Consider the following 17,938-nt stretch of genomic DNA (forward strand, 5'->3'; position numbering starts at 1 on the left):
TACAACCTTTTTTTGTCTCGCCTAGAGACGGAAAGTTGGTAGATAAATTTTCGACAATAATATATAGCGGTTTTCAGTTGAATGGAATACCAATTCATGTGATAAAATTCTGACGCACAGGGATGTCCATTCCAATCATCTTGTATTGAATTAAAGTGAAAACCGCTATAGCATCAAAAATGAGAATTTACAAAGAATTAATTTATGTATGCAAAATTTACTAAGCTTACCTAAACTAGTCAAATTACAAGCACAAAGAACGCCAGAGGAAATTGCCATCGTAGATGGGGCAAATTCAATTACCTATCAAAAATTAGATCGGTTGACAGATAACTTAGCGGGTTACCTTCAAAAACAAGGGGTTACCTTAAATCAACCCGTTGGAGTTTTACTGGAAAAATCCCAAGACTTTATTATTGCTTCTCTAGCTATTATGAAAGCTGGGGGAGTATTTATGCCCCTAGAATTGAAATATACCGATGCTTTGCTTGCCAAAATGCTAGCAGATGCTCAACCTAGTTTAATTATTACCAAAAGTACATATACAAAAAAAATAAGCAGTGAAATTGATATAAAATTTTTACTTATAGATAGGGAAACTAATTGGAAATCACCCCCCACATTAGATTTAGAACTACCGTCAATAGCTCCTGAAAATATCGCTAATATAATCTACTCATCGGGAAGTACAGGAGAACCAAAAGGCATAATATTAACCCATAAAGCGATTATTACTGGGGAATTAAGGCGAGAGCAAGTAAGTCCCAGTAAATCAGGATATCCTATAACCTATTTATTATTTCCATGGGAAATATATAGACCTTGGATGAAAGGTGCAACTCTATATATTGTTCCTGATGAAATAATTTACGATCATGAGGGATTTTTAGATTTAATATTTCAACATAAAATCAAGGAAATCACCATATCTCCTTCCTTAATACAAAGTATTTTTAATACAGTTGAACTCGAAACTATTACTGCCAAATTATCAGGTTTGGAAGTTGTTTGTGTAACCGGAGAAGCACTAACACAACAACTAAAATATCAATTGATAGATAGACTGCCATCTGCTCGGTTACTTAATTATTATGGCATCAATGAATGTTTTACCGTTGCTATTGATAATCTGCGAGAAAGTGAAGATTTACCATCAGGATTCTGTGCTGTTGGGACTCCTTTTGAGGACGATGAAATAATTTTCTTGGATGAGAATGGGCAGCAAGTTACGACTGGGAAAGAAGGGGAGATGTATATTAAGAGTCCCTGCCTATTTCAAGCCTATTTGAATAAACCAGAATTGACTGCTCAAAAGCTTGTTGACATTAACGGTAGTCGCTTTTTCAGAACAGGAGATTTAGCAGCTATTTTACCCAACGGCAAACTAGAAATTAGGGGTCGTTGTAATTATATGGTCAATCTGCGGGGATATAATGTATCCTTAGCTGGGATTGAAAATACTTTATTAGAACATCCGGAAATAAAAAGCTGTGTAGTTATTATTCAAGGAAAAGAAGAAGCAGAAAAGAAACTGATAGCCTATTTTGTTCCTCAGCAAAAAAGCACTGAACCCCAGCAGATTAGGGAGCTAAAATTAAGGTTACGTCATCATTTACAAGACCATTTACCTGCTCACATGATTCCATCGGTATTTGTGGTAATCGATAAAATTCCCATGACACCGATGGGTAAGTTGGATCGTCGCCAACTACCAAGTATAGACCATTCTCGCCCAGAGTTGGCAGTACCTTTAGTCAAATCCCAATCCGATACACAGAAACGTATTGCTCAGATTTGGCAAGAAGTACTTCAGTTAGAAGAAGTAGGAATTAATGATAATTTCTTCGATTTAGGTGGTAATTCTTTACTGCTGATCCGGGTTCACAAAAACCTGAGCAAAATCTTGGCAATACATCTACCTGTAACAACACTGTTTGAACACCCAACTATTGCTACTCTGGCTCAACACTTGGAGCAAGATAAGGGAGAAAAAACAGCCGTTAAGCAGTACGATAAAAGAAAGAAATCCATTCAGCATGGCTCGGATATAGCCATAGTTGGTATGTCTTGTCGGTTTCCTGGGGCAAATAATACCGATGCTTTCTGGAACAATTTACGAGATGGGGTAGAATCAATTTCCTTCTTTAGCGATCGCGAAATTGAGCTAGAAGATCCCAAATGGATCGAACACCCCAATTATGTGAAAGCCAGTCCTATCTTGCCAGATATTGACCTATTTGATGCTGAGTTCTTCGGCTACAGCGATAAAGAAGCTGAACTAATGGACCCCCAACATCGGCTTTTCTTGGAATGTGCTTGGGAAGCACTGGAAATTGCTGGTTATAATCCTGGAAATTATCCAGGTTCGGTGGGAGTTTATGGGGGTTCGAGTCCCAGTACCTATCTAATTAACAATATATCTCATAGCTTAGGCTCTTCTCGGGCAAATCCTTTGCTTACCCATTGTCTATTTAGGGGCACTAAAGATGTGCATACCGACCTAGGCAATGGGGGAGATTACTTACCCATGCGGGTCTCCTACAAATTGAACCTAAAAGGACCGAGTGTTAATGTTCAAACTGCCTGTTCCACCTCACTAGTTGCCGTTCACTTAGCTTGTCAGAGTTTACGCAGTGGTGAATCTGACTTAGCACTAGCTGGGGGAGTTTCGATCTTCGTTCCCCAAAAGACTGGTTATTTATACCAAGAAGGCATGATGTTGTCTCCTGATGGTCACTGTCGTGCTTTTGATGCTGAAGGTCAAGGAACGTTATTTGGTAGTGGAGTTGGCATAGTTGTCTTGAAGCGATTAGAGGAAGCGATCGCTGATGGAGACCATATATATGCCACCATCAAAGGGTCAGCAATTAATAATGATGGGGCTGTTAAAGTTAGCTACACAGCTCCTAGCATAGAAGGACAGATAGCAGCCATTTCCGAAGCACTGGCTATGGCTAACATAGATCCTAGGACGGTGAGTTATGTGGAAACCCATGGAACTGGGACACCCCTGGGAGATCCAATTGAGATTGCAGCACTGACAAAAGCGTTTCGACAAAGTACGAACAGCCAGGACAATAATTTTTGCGCGATTGGATCGGTGAAAACTAATATCGGGCATCTCGATGTCACAGCAGGGATAGCAGGTCTAATTAAAACAGTGCTGGCACTGCATAACAAAGCCATTCCGCCAAGCTTGCACTTTAAAGAACCCAATCCCAACATAGATTTCCCCAATAGTCCCTTTTACGTTAATACAGCCCTCACCCCATGGGAACCAAAGGTCACCCCTCTCCGTGCTGGAGTAAGTTCCTTTGGTATGGGTGGAACCAATGCCCATGTTGTTCTAGAGGAAGCCCCGAAACAAGTTGAAAGTGGATCCCCCCTAACCCCCCTTAATAAGGGGGGCAACAGCGAAGCATCCCATGGCTTCCCCCTTAATCAGGGGGGCAACAGCGAAGCCTCCCATGGCTTCCCCCTTGCTAAGGGGGGCAACAGCGAAGCATCCCATGGCTTCCCCCTTAATCAGGGGGGCATAAGCGAAGCATCCCATGGCTTCCCCCTTGCTAAGGGGGGCAACAGCGAAGCCTCCCATGGCTTCCCCCTTGCTAAGGGGGACAACAGCGAAGCCTCCCATGGCTTACCCCTTAATCAGGGGGGCATAAGCGAAGCATCCCATGGCTTCCCCCTTGCTAAGGGGGACGGGAGGGGGATCGAAAAAAGTAAGTCAAAAGTCAAACGTGAACGTTCTGTGCATATTTTGACTCTATCAGGGCAAACAGAGCAGGCTGTGGCAGAGTCGGTACAGAATTATATAACTTATCTGGAGTCCGATCCAAAGGCGGAGATTGCCGATATCTGTTTTACTGCCAATGGTGGACGTCAGCATTTTAACCATCGTTTGGCTGTTATTGCTGGCTCCACTCAAGACCTTCTGGAGCAGTTGCAAAGGTTTGGAAAGCCTGTTGATATCAACGATAGTTCCGAACCCCCAACAATTCACTCCCTCAAAGCAGACTCTACCAAGCAGATTGCCTTTGTGTTTACCGGACAAGGTTCTCAGTATATTGGTATGGGTCGTCAACTCTACGAAACTCAGCCCACTTTCCGCAAAAATTTAGACGAATGCGATCGCATCCTCCGTTTCTACTTAGATATTCCCTTGTTGGAAGTTCTCTACCCAGATTTAGATAACAATAAACCGGAAACGGAACCTGACTCACCCATTCACCAAACAAGCTATACCCAACCTGCCATCTTTGCCATTGAATATGCCCTGGCCGGGTTGTGGAAATCCTGGGGTATCGAACCGGATGTAGTAATGGGTCATAGCTTTGGGGAGTATGTGGCGGCTTGTGTTGCTGGGGTTTTTAGCCTAGAAGACGGACTGAAACTAATTGCCCAACGGGGTAGGTTGATGCAATCATTACCCCAAGATGGAGAAATGCTAGCGTTGTTAGCTTCAGAAGCAGAAGCTTTTGAAGTCATTAAGCCCTATAGTCAGGAAGTGTCTCTTGCTGCGATTAATGGACCCCAGAGTGTGGTAATTTCGGGAAAAAGAGCCGCGATTAACACAATTGAGCGCAATCTTGCCGCAAAGGGAGTCAAAACCAAGAAATTAACTGTTTCCCATGCTTTCCACTCTCCTTTGATGGAACCGATATTGGCAGAGTTTGAGCAGATGGTGGCACAGGTGCGGTTTAATCTACCACAGTTAAACCTGATCAGCAATGTTACGGGAGAACTAGCCACAGAAGAAATAACCACTACCAAATATTGGTGCGATCATCTCCGGCAGCCTGTGCAATTTATGGCTAGTATGTCAACCTTGGAACAGCTTGGGATAGATGTATTGGTAGAGATTGGAGCCAAACCAATTTTATTAGGAATGGGTCGTCAGTGTCTCCCAGAACATCAAGGGTTATGGTTACCTAGTCTGCGTCCTGGACAAGAAGATTGGCAACAACTATTAACCAGTGTGGCAGAACTATATTTGCATGGTGTTTCGATAAATTGGCTCGGTTTTGACCAAGACTTTGCTCGTCATCGCATTCCCTTACCCACTTATCCTTTTCAACGGCAACGTTATTGGGTGAGTCCAGAGGATAGTTTAATGGGAATAACTGCCCCTTCAACATCCCCAGGAGCAATTCCACCAAAAAATATAGGTAAAAAGCCGGATATTGCTGACTGGTTTTATATTCCTTCTTGGAAACGGTCTATTCCCCCTGCTTATCAACCAGGTGAAAAGCTGCTTGAGTCTGACACTCTAGTATTTGTCGATGAGTGCGGACTGGGAGAAAAACTAGCAGAAAAACTGGCAATACAGGGGAGTGAAGTTGTAAGGGTGAGTCACGGTTCGGAGTTTGCTAAGCACAGCGATCGCTTCTACACCATTAATCCGACCCAAGCTGATGACTACCATACCCTACTCCAAGAACTGAAACAACGGAATAAAAACCCCAGTAGCATTATTCATCTCTGGAGTGTCACCCCAAATAACCACACAGAATTAGGAATAGAATCTTTTGAAGCGTCTCAGGATTTGGGTTTATACAGCCTGATATTTCTTGTCCAAGCCCTTGAAAAACTGAATTTTATCAATTCACTCCAACTTACAGTTGTATCAAACAACCTACAGGAAGTGAGCGCAGAGGAAGTATTATCTCCAGAGAAAGCAACCCTGCTCGCAGCCTGTAAAGTTATTGGACAAGAATATCCAAATATAAACTGTCGCAGTATCGATCTTGTTCTTCCCCCATCCCAAAAGCAAAAGCAGGAAAAACTTGTAACCCAACTACTGGGGGAAATAACAGCACAGTCGGAAGATTTAACCATCGCTTACCGGGGTAAACATCGCTGGGTGCAAAAGTTTGAACCTGTGGGATTAGAAACACCTGGAGCAGAGACATTACCTCTGACAGAAGAAGGTGTTTATCTGATTATCGGTGGACTAGGGGCGATTGGTCTGTCCCTAGGGTTACACTTGGCAAAAACTGTACGCGCCAAACTGATCTTAACGGGACGTTCCTTATTTCCTGCCAGGGATGATTGGTCTCAATGGCTAGCCACCCACGATGCAGAAGATCGGATTAGTCGCAAAATTCAGAAATTGCAGGCTATGGAGGCTATGGGAGCTGAGGTTATGGTACTCAATGCTGATGTAGCCGATGGACAACAAATGGAAGCAGTGATCGCACAAGCAGAAGCTCGCTTTGGTAACATCAATGGAGTCATCCACAGTGTTATGTTTACCGGAGACAAAGCATTGTGTTCCATCAAGGAGATAACTAAAACTGATATTTGGCAGCACTTTCAAGGAAAAGTACAGGGAACGATCGTCTTATCAAAGGTTTTGCAGAACAAAAACCTTGACTTTTGTATCTTAATGTCCTCCATAGCATCAGTGCTGGGGGGTTTGGGGGACGTTGCTTACTCAGCGGCCAATCTGTTTATGGATGTTTTCGTTCACCAGCAGAACCGGGTTAATTCGGTTCCTTGGTTGAGTGTTAACTGGGAGACTTGGGAATTCGAGAAACAAGATCAAAATTATGAGATTGCAGCAGGGCTGGCTGAATTTGCCATAACTCCAGAAGAAGGTATCCAAGCCTTTGAAAGGGTTTTATCCACTCCAGAACTCGATCAAATTATTGTATCTAGTGGAGATTTACAAGCTCGTATCGATCGATGGGTCAAACTTAAATCTGTAAAACAACAAAATAATTCCCACAATCAAGTATCATATACACCAGTTACCTTCCGTAAGCAATTAGAAACAGCTCCTGTGGGAGAGCGTCAGGGATTATTGGTTACTCACGTCCGCGCGCAGGTAGCCAAGGTACTCGGAATTTCTCCTGAGCGAATAACATTAGAGCAAAAACTCATAGACTTAGGATTAGATTCTTTGATGTCTATTGAGTTGAGAAATGCTATCCAATTGAGTCTGGGTTTGTCTGTGCCTTCTACTTTAGTATTTGATTATCCCACACCGGAAGCATTGACTAGTTATTTGGCTCAGGAAGTTCTTGCCTTTGAGGAATCAAAAAGTTTAACCGATACCTCCATCAAACAAGGTATAGTTGAGGATGACTCTTACCGCTCTACTTTAGTATCGATTCAGCCAAATGGTTCAAAACCTCCTCTGTTCTTTGTCCCCGGAGTCTTGGGAAATGTTTTCGATATCTATCCCTTGGCACAACACCTAGATTCAGAGCAACCTTTATATGGCTTGCGATCGCTTGGTTTAGATGAGGGGGAAAAGCCATTAACCCGGATGGAACACATAGCAGCCCACCACATCCAAGCTTTACAAGCCGTTCAGCCTAAGGGGCCATACTTTCTCGGCGGTCATTCAGCAGGAGGAAAGGTGGTTTTTGAGATGGCTCAACAGTTAAAAAATCAGGGACAGGAAGTAGCTTTACTTGCCATAATGGATGGTTTAGGAACAAATGTTCAAAAATATCAAGATTTTGCTGATTGGGACAATACTAAACTCATCAACGATATCAGCAGTTTTTATCAAGGTTCTTTAGGAGAAGCGGTCAAGGTTGATCCTGAAACACTTCAATCTATTGGAGAGGAGCAACAGTTAAATTATCTTCTGGAAAGATTGAGCATAGCTGGTTTTAAATTAAGCCAAGATGAACTAAAACGTATTTTTCAAGTTTACAAAGCTAATGTTCAAGCTGATGTTGACTATATCCCACAAGAGAGTTACCCAACTTCAATTACTTTCTTCCGAGCTATAGAAAAAGAAGTCTTTGAGGCTACCCTCGGTGAAACAACAATACTGGAAGACCCAACTTGGGGGTGGGGTAAGGTTTCTGCTGAACCTGTGACAATTCATGAGATTCCAGGCAACCATTTCACGATGATGGGAGAACCACATGTTCGAGTTCTAGCCCAAACCCTTAAGACTTGTCTGGAAAGCAACTGTAATCTCTAAACTAATTGCACTATCAACAATCTCTGATTAACTATCAAATTACCAACAAAGAGAAAAACCATGAGAAAAATATTAGCTTTATGGGCAACGGTTCGCTCAACTTCCACCGCCTTTGAAAATATGATGCTCCAAAGGGGTGATTTTCTTATTTCCCACGAACCTTTTGGGTTATCGTACTATAATTCTCCAGAACGGCGCAATACTAATCGTTATCCAGATGTAGAACTTAATCCTGAATATAATTACCAAACAACCTGGCAAAGGCTAAAACAACAGGCAGATTCCCAGGCTGTTTTTATCAAGGATATGGCTTATTATATGTTCCACGTAGCCGATCCAGAATTTTTGTCTATCTTTGAAAATACTTTTATAGTGCGTAATCCCGCTAAAATGCTGCCATCACTTTACGATAAATGGCCTGATTTTACTTTAGAAGAAACCGGTTATGCCGAACTATACAAACTCTTTAAAATGGCTAAGGAATTTAGTGGTAAAATTCCAGTGGTAATTGACTCGGATGATTTGGTACAAAAGCCCGAAGCAACAGTTAAAGCTTACTGCGATGCTGTGGGGATACCGTTCATTAAAGAAGCCTTACAATGGGAACAAAAATTCCGCCCTGAACTTACTAATTGGGATGGAGGAACTTGGGTTACTAACGTCATGTCTAGTAGTGGGTTTAAGGAGCAAAAAAAAGATAATTATGTGTCAGTAGAAGATAATGAACACTTACAAAATGCTTATGAATTTTGTTTCCCCTATTACCAAAAGCTTTACGAACATCGAATTCGTATTGCTTAAAGTTTAAAATCTCTGCTAAGATATATGAAATTCCCAATTAAAGCTGTACGTTTCCCAATAAATCCAATTATTAAGCAGGGAATGCCAGGATTACAAGGCGATCGTGGTGCTAACATTAATGGTCCATCTCTCATTCGCGTTCCTGACTGGATTGAAAATCCCCTAGGACGCTATTATCTTTATTTTGCTCATCACTTGGGTAAATATATTCGTCTTGCCTATGCGGACTCTCTAGAAGGAGAGTGGAAGATCTATGAGCAGGGAACCCTACACTTGGATGAAACAACTTGCTTGGATCATATTGCTTCTCCAGATGTCCATGTTGACAATGAAGCCCAAGAAATACGGATGTACTTTCATGGCTACTATCAGGGGAGACATAAGTACGATCAGGTGACAATGCTGGCAAAATCTGAAGATGGTCTGCATTTTACTGCTTTGCCAGAGATACTTGGACCAAGCTATTTTCGAGTTTTCCAGCACAACGGATTCCACTATGCCATTGCCAACAACTGGTATGGTACAGTGATGAACAACCGTCCCATAGCTGGAATTTTACTGCGCTCGAAAGATGGTTTGAGAGGGTTTGAGCCAGGACAAGATTTTATACCTAATCTACGACACTGTGCTGTCTTGGTAAAAGACGATTGGTTACTGGTATTCTACTCCAGATATGGCGATGCCCCGGAACGTATCTTAATGAGTTACGTGGATTTAAGCAAGGATTGGGACAAGTGGATTCCTTCAGAACCGGTTACAGTTCTCGAACCAGAAATGGATTATGAGGGAGTTGCTTTACCTATTGTCTCTTCGGAAGTTGGTGTTGCAGAAGAACCGGTGCGAGAACTGCACGACCCAGCTATCTACACCGAGGGAGAAAAGCTGTACTTACTCTATTCAGTAGCAGGGGAACAAGGTATCGCGATCGCTGAACTAAAATTTTGCTATTAAAAGGAATTTGTTTAAAAGAATCTTGTTTCGACACAATTACATAAACAGAGGAAAGAAGGTTTCCTAGTATACCCGAATTGATCACAAGGAGTGCGATCGCTAAATTCCTAATCTTATGTACTACAGAATGAAGTGCGAAAATTGGTATATTAAATAAATAATAACTTAGTTTGTGAAATTGTGGATACCAAGAATAACCAGGATGAATACTATTAACATTCCCCCGACATTCAAAGTTACACAAGAACAATTCAAAATACTGGCTACTGCTAACCGAGAAAAGCGCCTCGAACGTACTGCTAATGGAGAATTAATTGTTAGGCCCCCTACAGGAGGCAATACGGGAAAACGCAAGGCACAATTATCTGCACAATTTGTGATTTGGAACAATCAAACCAAACTCGGAGTTGTTTTTGACTCTTCTTGTGCTTTTCGTCTTCCTAATGGTGCCGATCGCTCTCCTGATGTCAGTTGGGTAAAAATAGAACGCTGGAATCAACTCACACCAGAACAACAAGACACTTTCCCACCCCTTTGTCCTGATTTTGTCCTTGAGTTACGCTCCCGTACGGATACTATGGAAAGCTTAAGACAAAAAATGCAAGAATATTTAGACAATGGCATAAGCTTAGGCTGGTTAATCGATCCCAAAAATAAAATCGTAGAAATTTATAAACCTCAACAACAGGTGAAGGTGTTGAACTCTCCTAAGACTCTATCTGCAGAAGAAGTATTACCTGGATTTAGTTTAAATTTTGAAACAGTTTGGTAGTTAGGATGAAGTCATCGAATTGATGGCTCAAGGGAACAGGGAACAGGGAACAGGGAACAGTAGGAAAGAACTCGGAGGATTTTTTTTTGTTATAAAAAATCCGCAGTATTTTTTATGATATATTTGTAAATGCTATACTTTAACTACTACTGATTCCACCTTAGCAGGAATTGAAGCCGCCTTACCCATTGACCCTCAGCCCGATAGTATTAGCGATCGCACTGTAAAATTAAGGTGGATGAGGTCTTGAAGGAGATATGCCAGCTAAAGACATTTACCACGACTGTGTCAAAAATGCTCTCATTAAAGATGGTTGGACAATTACCGACGATCCCCTCAGTTTAAAATGGGGTAAGAAGGATATGTATGTTGACTTGGGAGCAGAGCAACTCTTAGCAGCCGAGAGAGCCGAACGCAAAATCGCTGTTGAAATTAAAAGTTTTATGGGTCTATCGGAAATGAACGATCTTGAGAAAGCAATTGGTCAGTATATTGTATATCATGACGTTCTCGCCGAAGTTGAACCGGACCGAGAGCTTTATTTAGCCGTATCCCAAGAGGTTGCCAGTGGATTGTTTGAAGAACCTATTGGTGAGCTGTTGATAAAAAACAATCGAGTTCGTCTTTTGGTTTTTGATTCTGAAGCGGAGGATATTCTTAAATGGACACTTTAGAGCGGGACCGGGAGATTATTCAAAAAATAATCTCTGACTACGCACAAATTCCTTATTCTTACGGAGAAATTGAACGAAATAGCGTTTTTGATTGTGATCGCGATCGCTACCTATTAATGATAGTTGGTTGGGAGGGAGTACGTCAAGTTCACGGCTGTATCATTCATGTGGAAATTATCGAGGGCAAAATCTGGATTCATCGCGATGGGACAGAGGATGGCATCGCTCGGGAACTCCTAGAAGCAGGCATTCCTAAAGAGCGTATTGTTCTAGGCTTCAAATCACCAGGAGTCAGGAAGCACACAGGGTTTGCAGTTGCCTAAAGTCACCCTGTAATAAGTAATAAGTCAAGAAGAGGCTCTATCTAATTGATATAATTTAGAGTGATCGCTAATTACCAAGAACTTAAAGTAGAGGTCAACAATGGCAGCCAGAGATACCTTCCATGAAGCCGTAAAATCAGCTTTACAGAAGGACGGCTGGTGTATTACTCACGATCCTCTCTATATCAATTTTGCTGAAGTTGAAATTTACATCGATTTGGGTGCAGAAAGACTCATTGCAGCCGAAAAAGATGAAGAAAAAATAGCTGTTGAAATTAAAACCTTTCTCAAGCCTTCGGCAATTTCTGAATTCCATACGGTTTTGGGACAATTCCTTAATTATCGCTTTGCCCTCAAAGCAGAAGATCCAGAAAGATTATTGTATTTAGCTATTCCTCTTGAAATTTACGAGACCTTCTTTGCCCGTCGCTTCGTTCAACTTATTACCCAAGAGTATCAACTAAAATTGATTGTATTCGAGCCAACTAAGGAGGAAATTGTTCAATGGCAAAACTAGAGCAATATCGGCAATTCGTAAAAGAGATTCTAACCGAATACAGCAGCCACAAACCCGCTTATGGTGAAGTAGAAGTGGAATTAATCTTTGATACCGAAAGAGACCGCTACCAGCTTGTCCATGCCGGATGGAGTAATCGTCGCCGTATTTATGGTTCCACCATCCACATTGACCTTAAAGATAATAAGATTTGGATTCAAAATGATGGTACAGAAGTTGGGATTGCCAACGTCTTAGTTGAACGCGGTGTGCCTAACCAAGATATTGTTCTGGCCTATCATGCGCCTTACCTCAGGAAATTTACTGAATTCGCGGTAGGGTAAGAAATCATAACTTAGCTTTTTAAATTGTCCATACCAAGAATAACCAGGAGGTTTTGATGGTAACTTCTTTAACCACTCCCGATGCCACCTTAGCAGCAATTGAAGCGGCCTTACCCATTGACCCTCAGCCCTATACTATTGGCGATCGCCCCACGGGTTTGATCGTTGTGGATGTGGTCAATGGCTTTTGCACTGTTGGTTTTGGTCCTTTGGCTCCAACAGAACCAAATCAGCAAATAGCCACCATGGTATCAGAAAGCGATCGCCTAGCAAAAGCTTTCACAGCCAAAGGTTGGCCAGTCTTAGCTTTTCTAGATACCCACGAACCAGGCAAACCAGAACCTCCCTATCCTCCTCATTGTGAAAAAGGGTCTGGGGAAGAAAAACTGGTTCCTGAACTAGAATGGCTAGAAACGCATCCCCACGCCACCTTAATTAAAAAAGACTGCATCAATGGTTTTATCGGTTCCATTGATGTAGATACTGGCAACAATAGTTTAATTCGCTGGATAAACCAGCACAAGCTAGAAGCCTTAGTAGTGGTGGGAATCTGCACCGATATTTGTGTAATGGACTTCGTGGTTACTATGCTATCAGCACGCAATCATGATATGGTACCAACGTTAAAAGATATTGCCGTCTATACCGAAGGTTGTTCAACCTTCGACCTCTCGGCAGAGATGGCAGCCCAGCAGGGTTTGCCAAAGACGGCAATTCATCCCCAGGAAATCGCTCATCATGTTGGTTTATACACCATGGCAGAGCGTGGAGCGTTCATTGCTTCTACCATTTTGATGTGACCAATCCCAGGCATTGCTGAATCAAGGAATTAATATGAGTGGGGTGGGCATCCTGCCCGCCCGAAAATATAGCGATGCAGCGCGGTCTTGGGGAGGCAGCGCGGTCTTGGGGGTTCCCCCCATGAGCGACTGCCGTGGTTTCCCCCATGAGCGACTGCATCAAGACATTGAAACTGGCAAGATGCCAGTTCCACACCAGATGCCCATGCCACGGCAAGATGCCTATTACACAGCAAAAGCCCATTACATAGCAAAAGCCCATTAAACCTCACTCTTAAAATCATTCCATTATTAAGCAATGCCCAATCCCAAGTTTAAAACCAAGTAAAATTTACCTTTTTAATAAAAAAAATGAAATCTCGACTAACAATTGTCACAGGTGCAAGCGGCGCTCTGGGTAACAGTTTTATTGAACACTTTATACAGCAAGAAAATACCACTTGCGTAGCCATTTCTAGATCCCCTATGGAAACGGATGCCCTGCATTGCCAATTCGATCTTCTTGATAGCCAAGCCGCAGAGCAAGCCATCACTAATCTCGACCTTTCGGAAGTTTCTGATGTGATCCTTATCCATGGCGTAGGCAAATTCAAATATGAAATCGAGACAGAAACTCCCGAGGCAGACTGGGATGAAAAGGGAATTGATGATGAAATATTCTCATCAAACTACCATACCTTTGTCAACGTAGCCCAGCCACTTGTCGAAAAACTTAACCAAGAGCATCAATGCAATCGCCAGACGACTCTTGCTCTTTGTGGTTTCGGTTCTGTTACCGATAAATATAAGATACCTTTCTGGCGCTCTTATACTTACGCCAAAGATACCTTACGGAGCTATATCCAAGACCTAGCTCAGTCAGAAGACTGGCAAGGACTAATCAGGGGACGGTTTATCAATGTCAGTACTACAGACACAGGTAATGAAAACAAATTGCGACCCAATGCAACAGCTGAAGAGAAAAAATATTGGCTCAAGCCAGAAAAAATCGTCCAGCAATCTCTAGAATCTCTGGAGTCCTTGCAGCCTCTGTGGCAGGAAATAGATGTCTATGAACCCATGCCAGGATTCGAGCCAGACGACTATTACAGCAATTACGATAAAATTCAAGAAAAATGGCAACGACAGATGGGAGTGCCATCTTCATTAACTTAACTGAATTTTTGCTAAACTTTTAACTGAGGAGTCTTTCCTATCTCCTGTTTTTGCAAGTTAGGAAAGACTGCCATTGGGAGCTAGGAAGTAGAAATAGTAGTCTAATTGCATAGGAAATTAAATTGGTTAAGAGTTATGGGAATATTACCTCCCCCAATAGTGTTAGACCCTCTACTCCATCAATGGCTCAAAGAAGATATTGGTAGAGGCGATCGCACCACCCAAGGTTTGTTCACTCAAGAAGCTAGTTCTGGACACGGACAATGGATTGCTAAAGAAGCAGGTGTAATCGCGGGATTGCCAATTGCAGGGCGGGTGTTCTATTTATTAAATGAAAAGGTCAGCTTTATCCCCCTAGTAGCAGAGGGAGAAAGTTGTCAGCCAGGGCAGGGTATCGCTCGTTTTCACGGACCATTTGATGCTTTGTTGATGGGAGAGAGGGTAGCCTTAAATCTAACTATGAGTCTGAGTGGCATTGCTACCCTAACTCATCAGTATGCCGAAAAAATTGCTGATTTGCCTGCCCAGTTGGTGGATACTCGCAAAACTACTCCAGGCTTAAGACTATTGCAAAAATATGCAACTCAAGTGGGAGGAGCCATTAACCATCGCATGGGCTTAGATGATGCGGTGATGATTAAGGATAATCATATTCAAGCGGCTGGGGGAATTGGGGAAGCGATCGCTCGAATTCGTAAGACTATTCCCTATCCTATGACCATAGAAGTAGAGACAACAACCCTAGCTGAAGTAGAAGAGGCTATCGCCCACAATGCTGATATTATCATGTTGGATAATATGCCAGTTGAGGAGATGGAGGTAGCAGTTAAGCTAATTCGCGTAAGCAACAACAACATTAAAATTGAGGCATCCGGTAATGTTACCTTAAAGACGATTCGTGCAGTGGCCGAAACAGGAGTAGATTATATCTCCAGCAGTGCTCCCATTACTCGCTCTAGTTGGTTGGATTTGAGTATGAGATTGGGGAGTTGGGATAAACAGTAGTATCGCCGTTTATCTCAAGGGGTATAGGAAGTATACCCTGGGATAGATTTTGAAGGAAGTTCGAGCTTATTACTGTACTATTGACCAGGAGGACTTGAGCAAGCAGCCATGACAGAGTTAATGAATGCTGTTATTCTTACCGGATTTGGAGGGCCAGAAAAACTGGTCTATACCCAAGTCCCTAAACCAGTCCCGAAAAAGGGAGAAGTGTTAATTAAAGTTGGAGCTTGTTCTGTTAATAATACAGATATAAATACTCGTACTGGCTGGTATACTGCAGAGGATAATTTTCAAGCTATCCTGCGAGATACCAAGGAAAATGACCTCAATAGTTCCGCTTGCTGGACGCAACATGGGACTGAATTTCCTCGAATTCAAGGTGCTGATATTGTTGGTCAAGTTGTGGAAATGGGTTCCGATGTAGAACCGCAACTCCTTCATCAACGGGTTATGGTTGACAGTTGGATTCGTGATGAAACTTTAGATGACTATCAATATGTTGGAAGTGAATTAGATGGGGGATTTGCCGAATATGCCCTCATTCCAGCGACCAATGTTTATCCGATTAAGTCTCCACTTTCAGATCTTGAACTCGCTACCTTTCCCTGTTCCTATTCCACAGCAGAAAATATGGTAACCAAGGGAAGAATTTCAGCAGCAGACACGGTATTGATTATGGGGGCTTCCGGTGGTGTAGGGAGTGCCTTGATTCAATTAAGCAAAATTAGAGGAGCCAAAGTTATTGCCATTGTTGGCGCGAATAAAGAGCATTTTGCAGAGGAGTTAGGTGCTGATTATGTCTATCGACGAGATCAGCAATTAGCCTCTAATTTAGAGCAACATCTTATTACTGTTGCTCTAGATGTGGTGGGAGGAGATTATTTTAATTTGATAATTAAAGCGCTTCAACCCAGAGGAAGATATGTTTCTTGTGGTGCAATTGGAAATCCAATGGTTCCTTTAGATTTGCGGGATTTGATTTACAAGGATTTAGAGATGATTGGAGCAACGCGGCTTGAACCTGATGTGTTTCAAAGGTTAGTCGGATATCTGGAAAAAGGTATCTTAAAACCTTTAGTTGCTAAGGTTTTTAAACTATCTGACATCAAGGAAGCCCAACAATTTTTTCAAACTAAAGGTTTCTTTGGAAAAGTGGTTATAACCCCTTAGTAAATAACTCATTGTATAGTTAAGATAACAAAGAGGTAAATTTAGAGCATTAAATGAATATCAATTTAAAACTTTTAGATTGCACTCGCTCCAAACACAACCTTACATTACTTTATCAATATGACGAAATAACTTTTACAACTACTCTCTGGTATTCAACAGTTGACTTTCATCAGCTTGAGTCTGAGTATAGTCAAGAATACATGGAAAAAATTTATTTCCATATTTTGTTATTTCATGGGTTAAAAATATTAAGTTTAAAACCGACTCATCTTGATTTAGGAAAATATGGCAACTATTGGACAAATAATCTAGAAAAACTCTGGGAAGTAAGTGTTGAACAATGTTTAGGGCAGTGGCGGTATGAAACGGATAATTTAGATTATCAAGGAGCCGAAATCATTCATCAAGATGTTACCACCATTAAAATAGAAGCGGTAACTCTAGTTCCAGGAAGCACTCCCTTGCTTCTTTGTAATGGTGGTGGTAAAGATAGTCTACTAATGGCACGTTTGTTGGACGATAATAGTGTTCCTTTTGATAGTTTCAGTATTAACCTACACACCCATGCTAATCCTGAAGAGTTATTTGAACTGCACGAACAACATCTCTATAAACTCCAAAATCCGCCACCCAAGATTCATCGTCAGTATATTATCGAGTCATTCCTCAATTCTCCAGCAGCTAAACTTCATGGGGTAGAAGGTGTAGAGGTTTCTGAGATTAGAAACTATGAAGACTTACCCCTCGCTTATGGAATGTTTGGCATTCTTCCCGTAATCCTTCAGGAGAAATATACCCAACTTTGTTTTGGAAATGAAAAAAGTGCTGACAGCGAACAGGTTAAGGTAGGAAATCAGGTTATTAATCACGCCTGGTGTAAAAGCACTGAATGCGAAATTCTTTATGAAGAATATATTCAACAAGAGTTTATTAGTAATCTAGCTATTTTTAGCTTACTTAAACCATATTCTGATATATTAGTATATCAGGTTTTAGCTCAAAACACTAGAGGTGATGATCTAAAATTAGTATATTCGTGTAATACTAGTCCTCCGTGGTGTAAATCCTGCCCTAAATGTGCCTATGTTTATTTATCTTATATGGCTTATCTTACTCCAGAGCATGCAAATGAGGTTCAACACCTCTTAGGCAAGGAAAATCTTTTTGATCGCCCAGATTTACAGCTTTATTATCGTCAGTTGATGGGGCTAGAAGCTCATAATGCTTTTGAATGTGTGGGGGAAATCGAAGAAACGAAACTTGCTTTAGAAAAATGTGTTGAACGGGGATTTACTGGAGAGGCGATTAACTGCTATTCTAAAAAAGCCCGTCTAGATAGGAGCGAATATCAAAAGTTGTGGGAAAAATACCACCAACTGGATTTCTCCTATCAGCGTCTGCCGCCAAAACTGATGGAAATCTTGATTGAAGAATGTCAAAAATTGGAGAATAAATAAAATTTTCTACTGGTTGTAAATCTTACACCCCATTGCCACAAA

14 protein-coding genes are annotated in these 17,938 nt (G+C 41.7%); 13 read left to right on the plus strand and 1 reads right to left on the minus strand.

Going from position 1 to position 17,938, the window contains the following annotated elements:
• Window positions 1-208 precede the first annotated feature (208 nt).
• The 9 genes from F6J90_RS20970 (at window position 209) to F6J90_RS21010 (ending at window position 13,106) form a co-directional block, all read left to right on the plus strand.
• Window positions 209-7,945 (plus strand): type I polyketide synthase, encoded by a 7,737-nt coding sequence (locus F6J90_RS20970; RefSeq protein ID WP_293097644.1) that lies wholly within the window; start codon window positions 209-211, stop codon window positions 7,943-7,945.
• A gap of 60 nt (window positions 7,946-8,005) precedes the next feature.
• Window positions 8,006-8,746 (plus strand): sulfotransferase family protein, encoded by a 741-nt coding sequence (locus F6J90_RS20975; protein WP_293097647.1) that lies wholly within the window; start codon window positions 8,006-8,008, stop codon window positions 8,744-8,746.
• Between the two features lie 24 nt (window positions 8,747-8,770).
• Complete coding sequence (locus tag F6J90_RS20980) at window positions 8,771-9,697, plus strand: hypothetical protein (protein ID WP_293097650.1); 927 nt, start codon at window positions 8,771-8,773, stop codon at window positions 9,695-9,697.
• 202 nt (window positions 9,698-9,899) lie between these two features.
• On the plus strand, window positions 9,900-10,469 hold the full coding sequence (locus tag F6J90_RS20985) for a Uma2 family endonuclease (protein WP_293097653.1): 570 nt from the start codon (window positions 9,900-9,902) through the stop codon (window positions 10,467-10,469).
• A gap of 257 nt (window positions 10,470-10,726) precedes the next feature.
• On the plus strand, window positions 10,727-11,143 hold the full coding sequence (locus F6J90_RS20990; RefSeq protein WP_293097656.1) for a XisH family protein: 417 nt from the start codon (window positions 10,727-10,729) through the stop codon (window positions 11,141-11,143).
• Window positions 11,131-11,466 carry a XisI protein gene (locus F6J90_RS20995; protein ID WP_293097658.1) on the plus strand — a complete coding sequence of 112 codons (336 nt, stop codon included), beginning with the start codon at window positions 11,131-11,133 and terminating at the stop codon, window positions 11,464-11,466. The genes F6J90_RS20990 and F6J90_RS20995 overlap by 13 nt, the downstream gene beginning before the upstream one ends.
• Window positions 11,467-11,566: 100 nt before the next feature.
• A complete protein-coding gene (locus F6J90_RS21000) occupies window positions 11,567-11,983 on the plus strand; it encodes a XisH family protein (protein ID WP_293097661.1) in 417 nt (138 codons plus the stop codon).
• Entirely contained in the window at window positions 11,971-12,306 is a 336-nt protein-coding gene (locus F6J90_RS21005) for a XisI protein (RefSeq protein ID WP_293097664.1), read from the plus strand. The genes F6J90_RS21000 and F6J90_RS21005 overlap by 13 nt, the downstream gene beginning before the upstream one ends.
• Window positions 12,307-12,362: 56 nt before the next feature.
• Window positions 12,363-13,106, plus strand: a complete 744-nt coding sequence (locus F6J90_RS21010) for an isochorismatase family protein (protein WP_293097667.1) — start codon at window positions 12,363-12,365, stop codon at window positions 13,104-13,106.
• 29 nt (window positions 13,107-13,135) lie between these two features.
• Here F6J90_RS21010 and F6J90_RS21015 read toward each other — a convergent pair whose 3' ends face one another.
• Complete coding sequence (locus tag F6J90_RS21015; RefSeq protein ID WP_293097668.1) at window positions 13,136-13,318, minus strand: hypothetical protein; 183 nt, start codon at window positions 13,316-13,318, stop codon at window positions 13,136-13,138.
• A 139-nt stretch (window positions 13,319-13,457) separates the two neighbouring features.
• Between F6J90_RS21015 and F6J90_RS21020 the strand changes: the two genes are divergently transcribed.
• The 4 genes from F6J90_RS21020 (at window position 13,458) to F6J90_RS21035 (ending at window position 17,896) form a co-directional block, all read left to right on the plus strand.
• On the plus strand, window positions 13,458-14,261 hold the full coding sequence (locus tag F6J90_RS21020; protein ID WP_293097669.1) for an SDR family NAD(P)-dependent oxidoreductase: 804 nt from the start codon (window positions 13,458-13,460) through the stop codon (window positions 14,259-14,261).
• Window positions 14,262-14,396: 135 nt separating this feature from the next.
• Complete coding sequence (gene nadC, locus F6J90_RS21025) at window positions 14,397-15,266, plus strand: carboxylating nicotinate-nucleotide diphosphorylase (RefSeq protein ID WP_293097670.1); 870 nt, start codon at window positions 14,397-14,399, stop codon at window positions 15,264-15,266.
• A gap of 108 nt (window positions 15,267-15,374) precedes the next feature.
• On the plus strand, window positions 15,375-16,436 hold the full coding sequence (locus F6J90_RS21030) for an alcohol dehydrogenase family protein (protein WP_293097671.1): 1,062 nt from the start codon (window positions 15,375-15,377) through the stop codon (window positions 16,434-16,436).
• A 53-nt stretch (window positions 16,437-16,489) separates the two neighbouring features.
• Window positions 16,490-17,896 (plus strand): hypothetical protein, encoded by a 1,407-nt coding sequence (locus tag F6J90_RS21035; RefSeq protein WP_293097672.1) that lies wholly within the window; start codon window positions 16,490-16,492, stop codon window positions 17,894-17,896.
• Window positions 17,897-17,938 lie beyond the last annotated feature (42 nt).

Origin of the sequence: Moorena sp. SIOASIH, assembly GCF_010671925.1 — a bacterium.
Lineage (GTDB): Bacteria > Cyanobacteriota > Cyanobacteriia > Cyanobacteriales > Coleofasciculaceae > Moorena.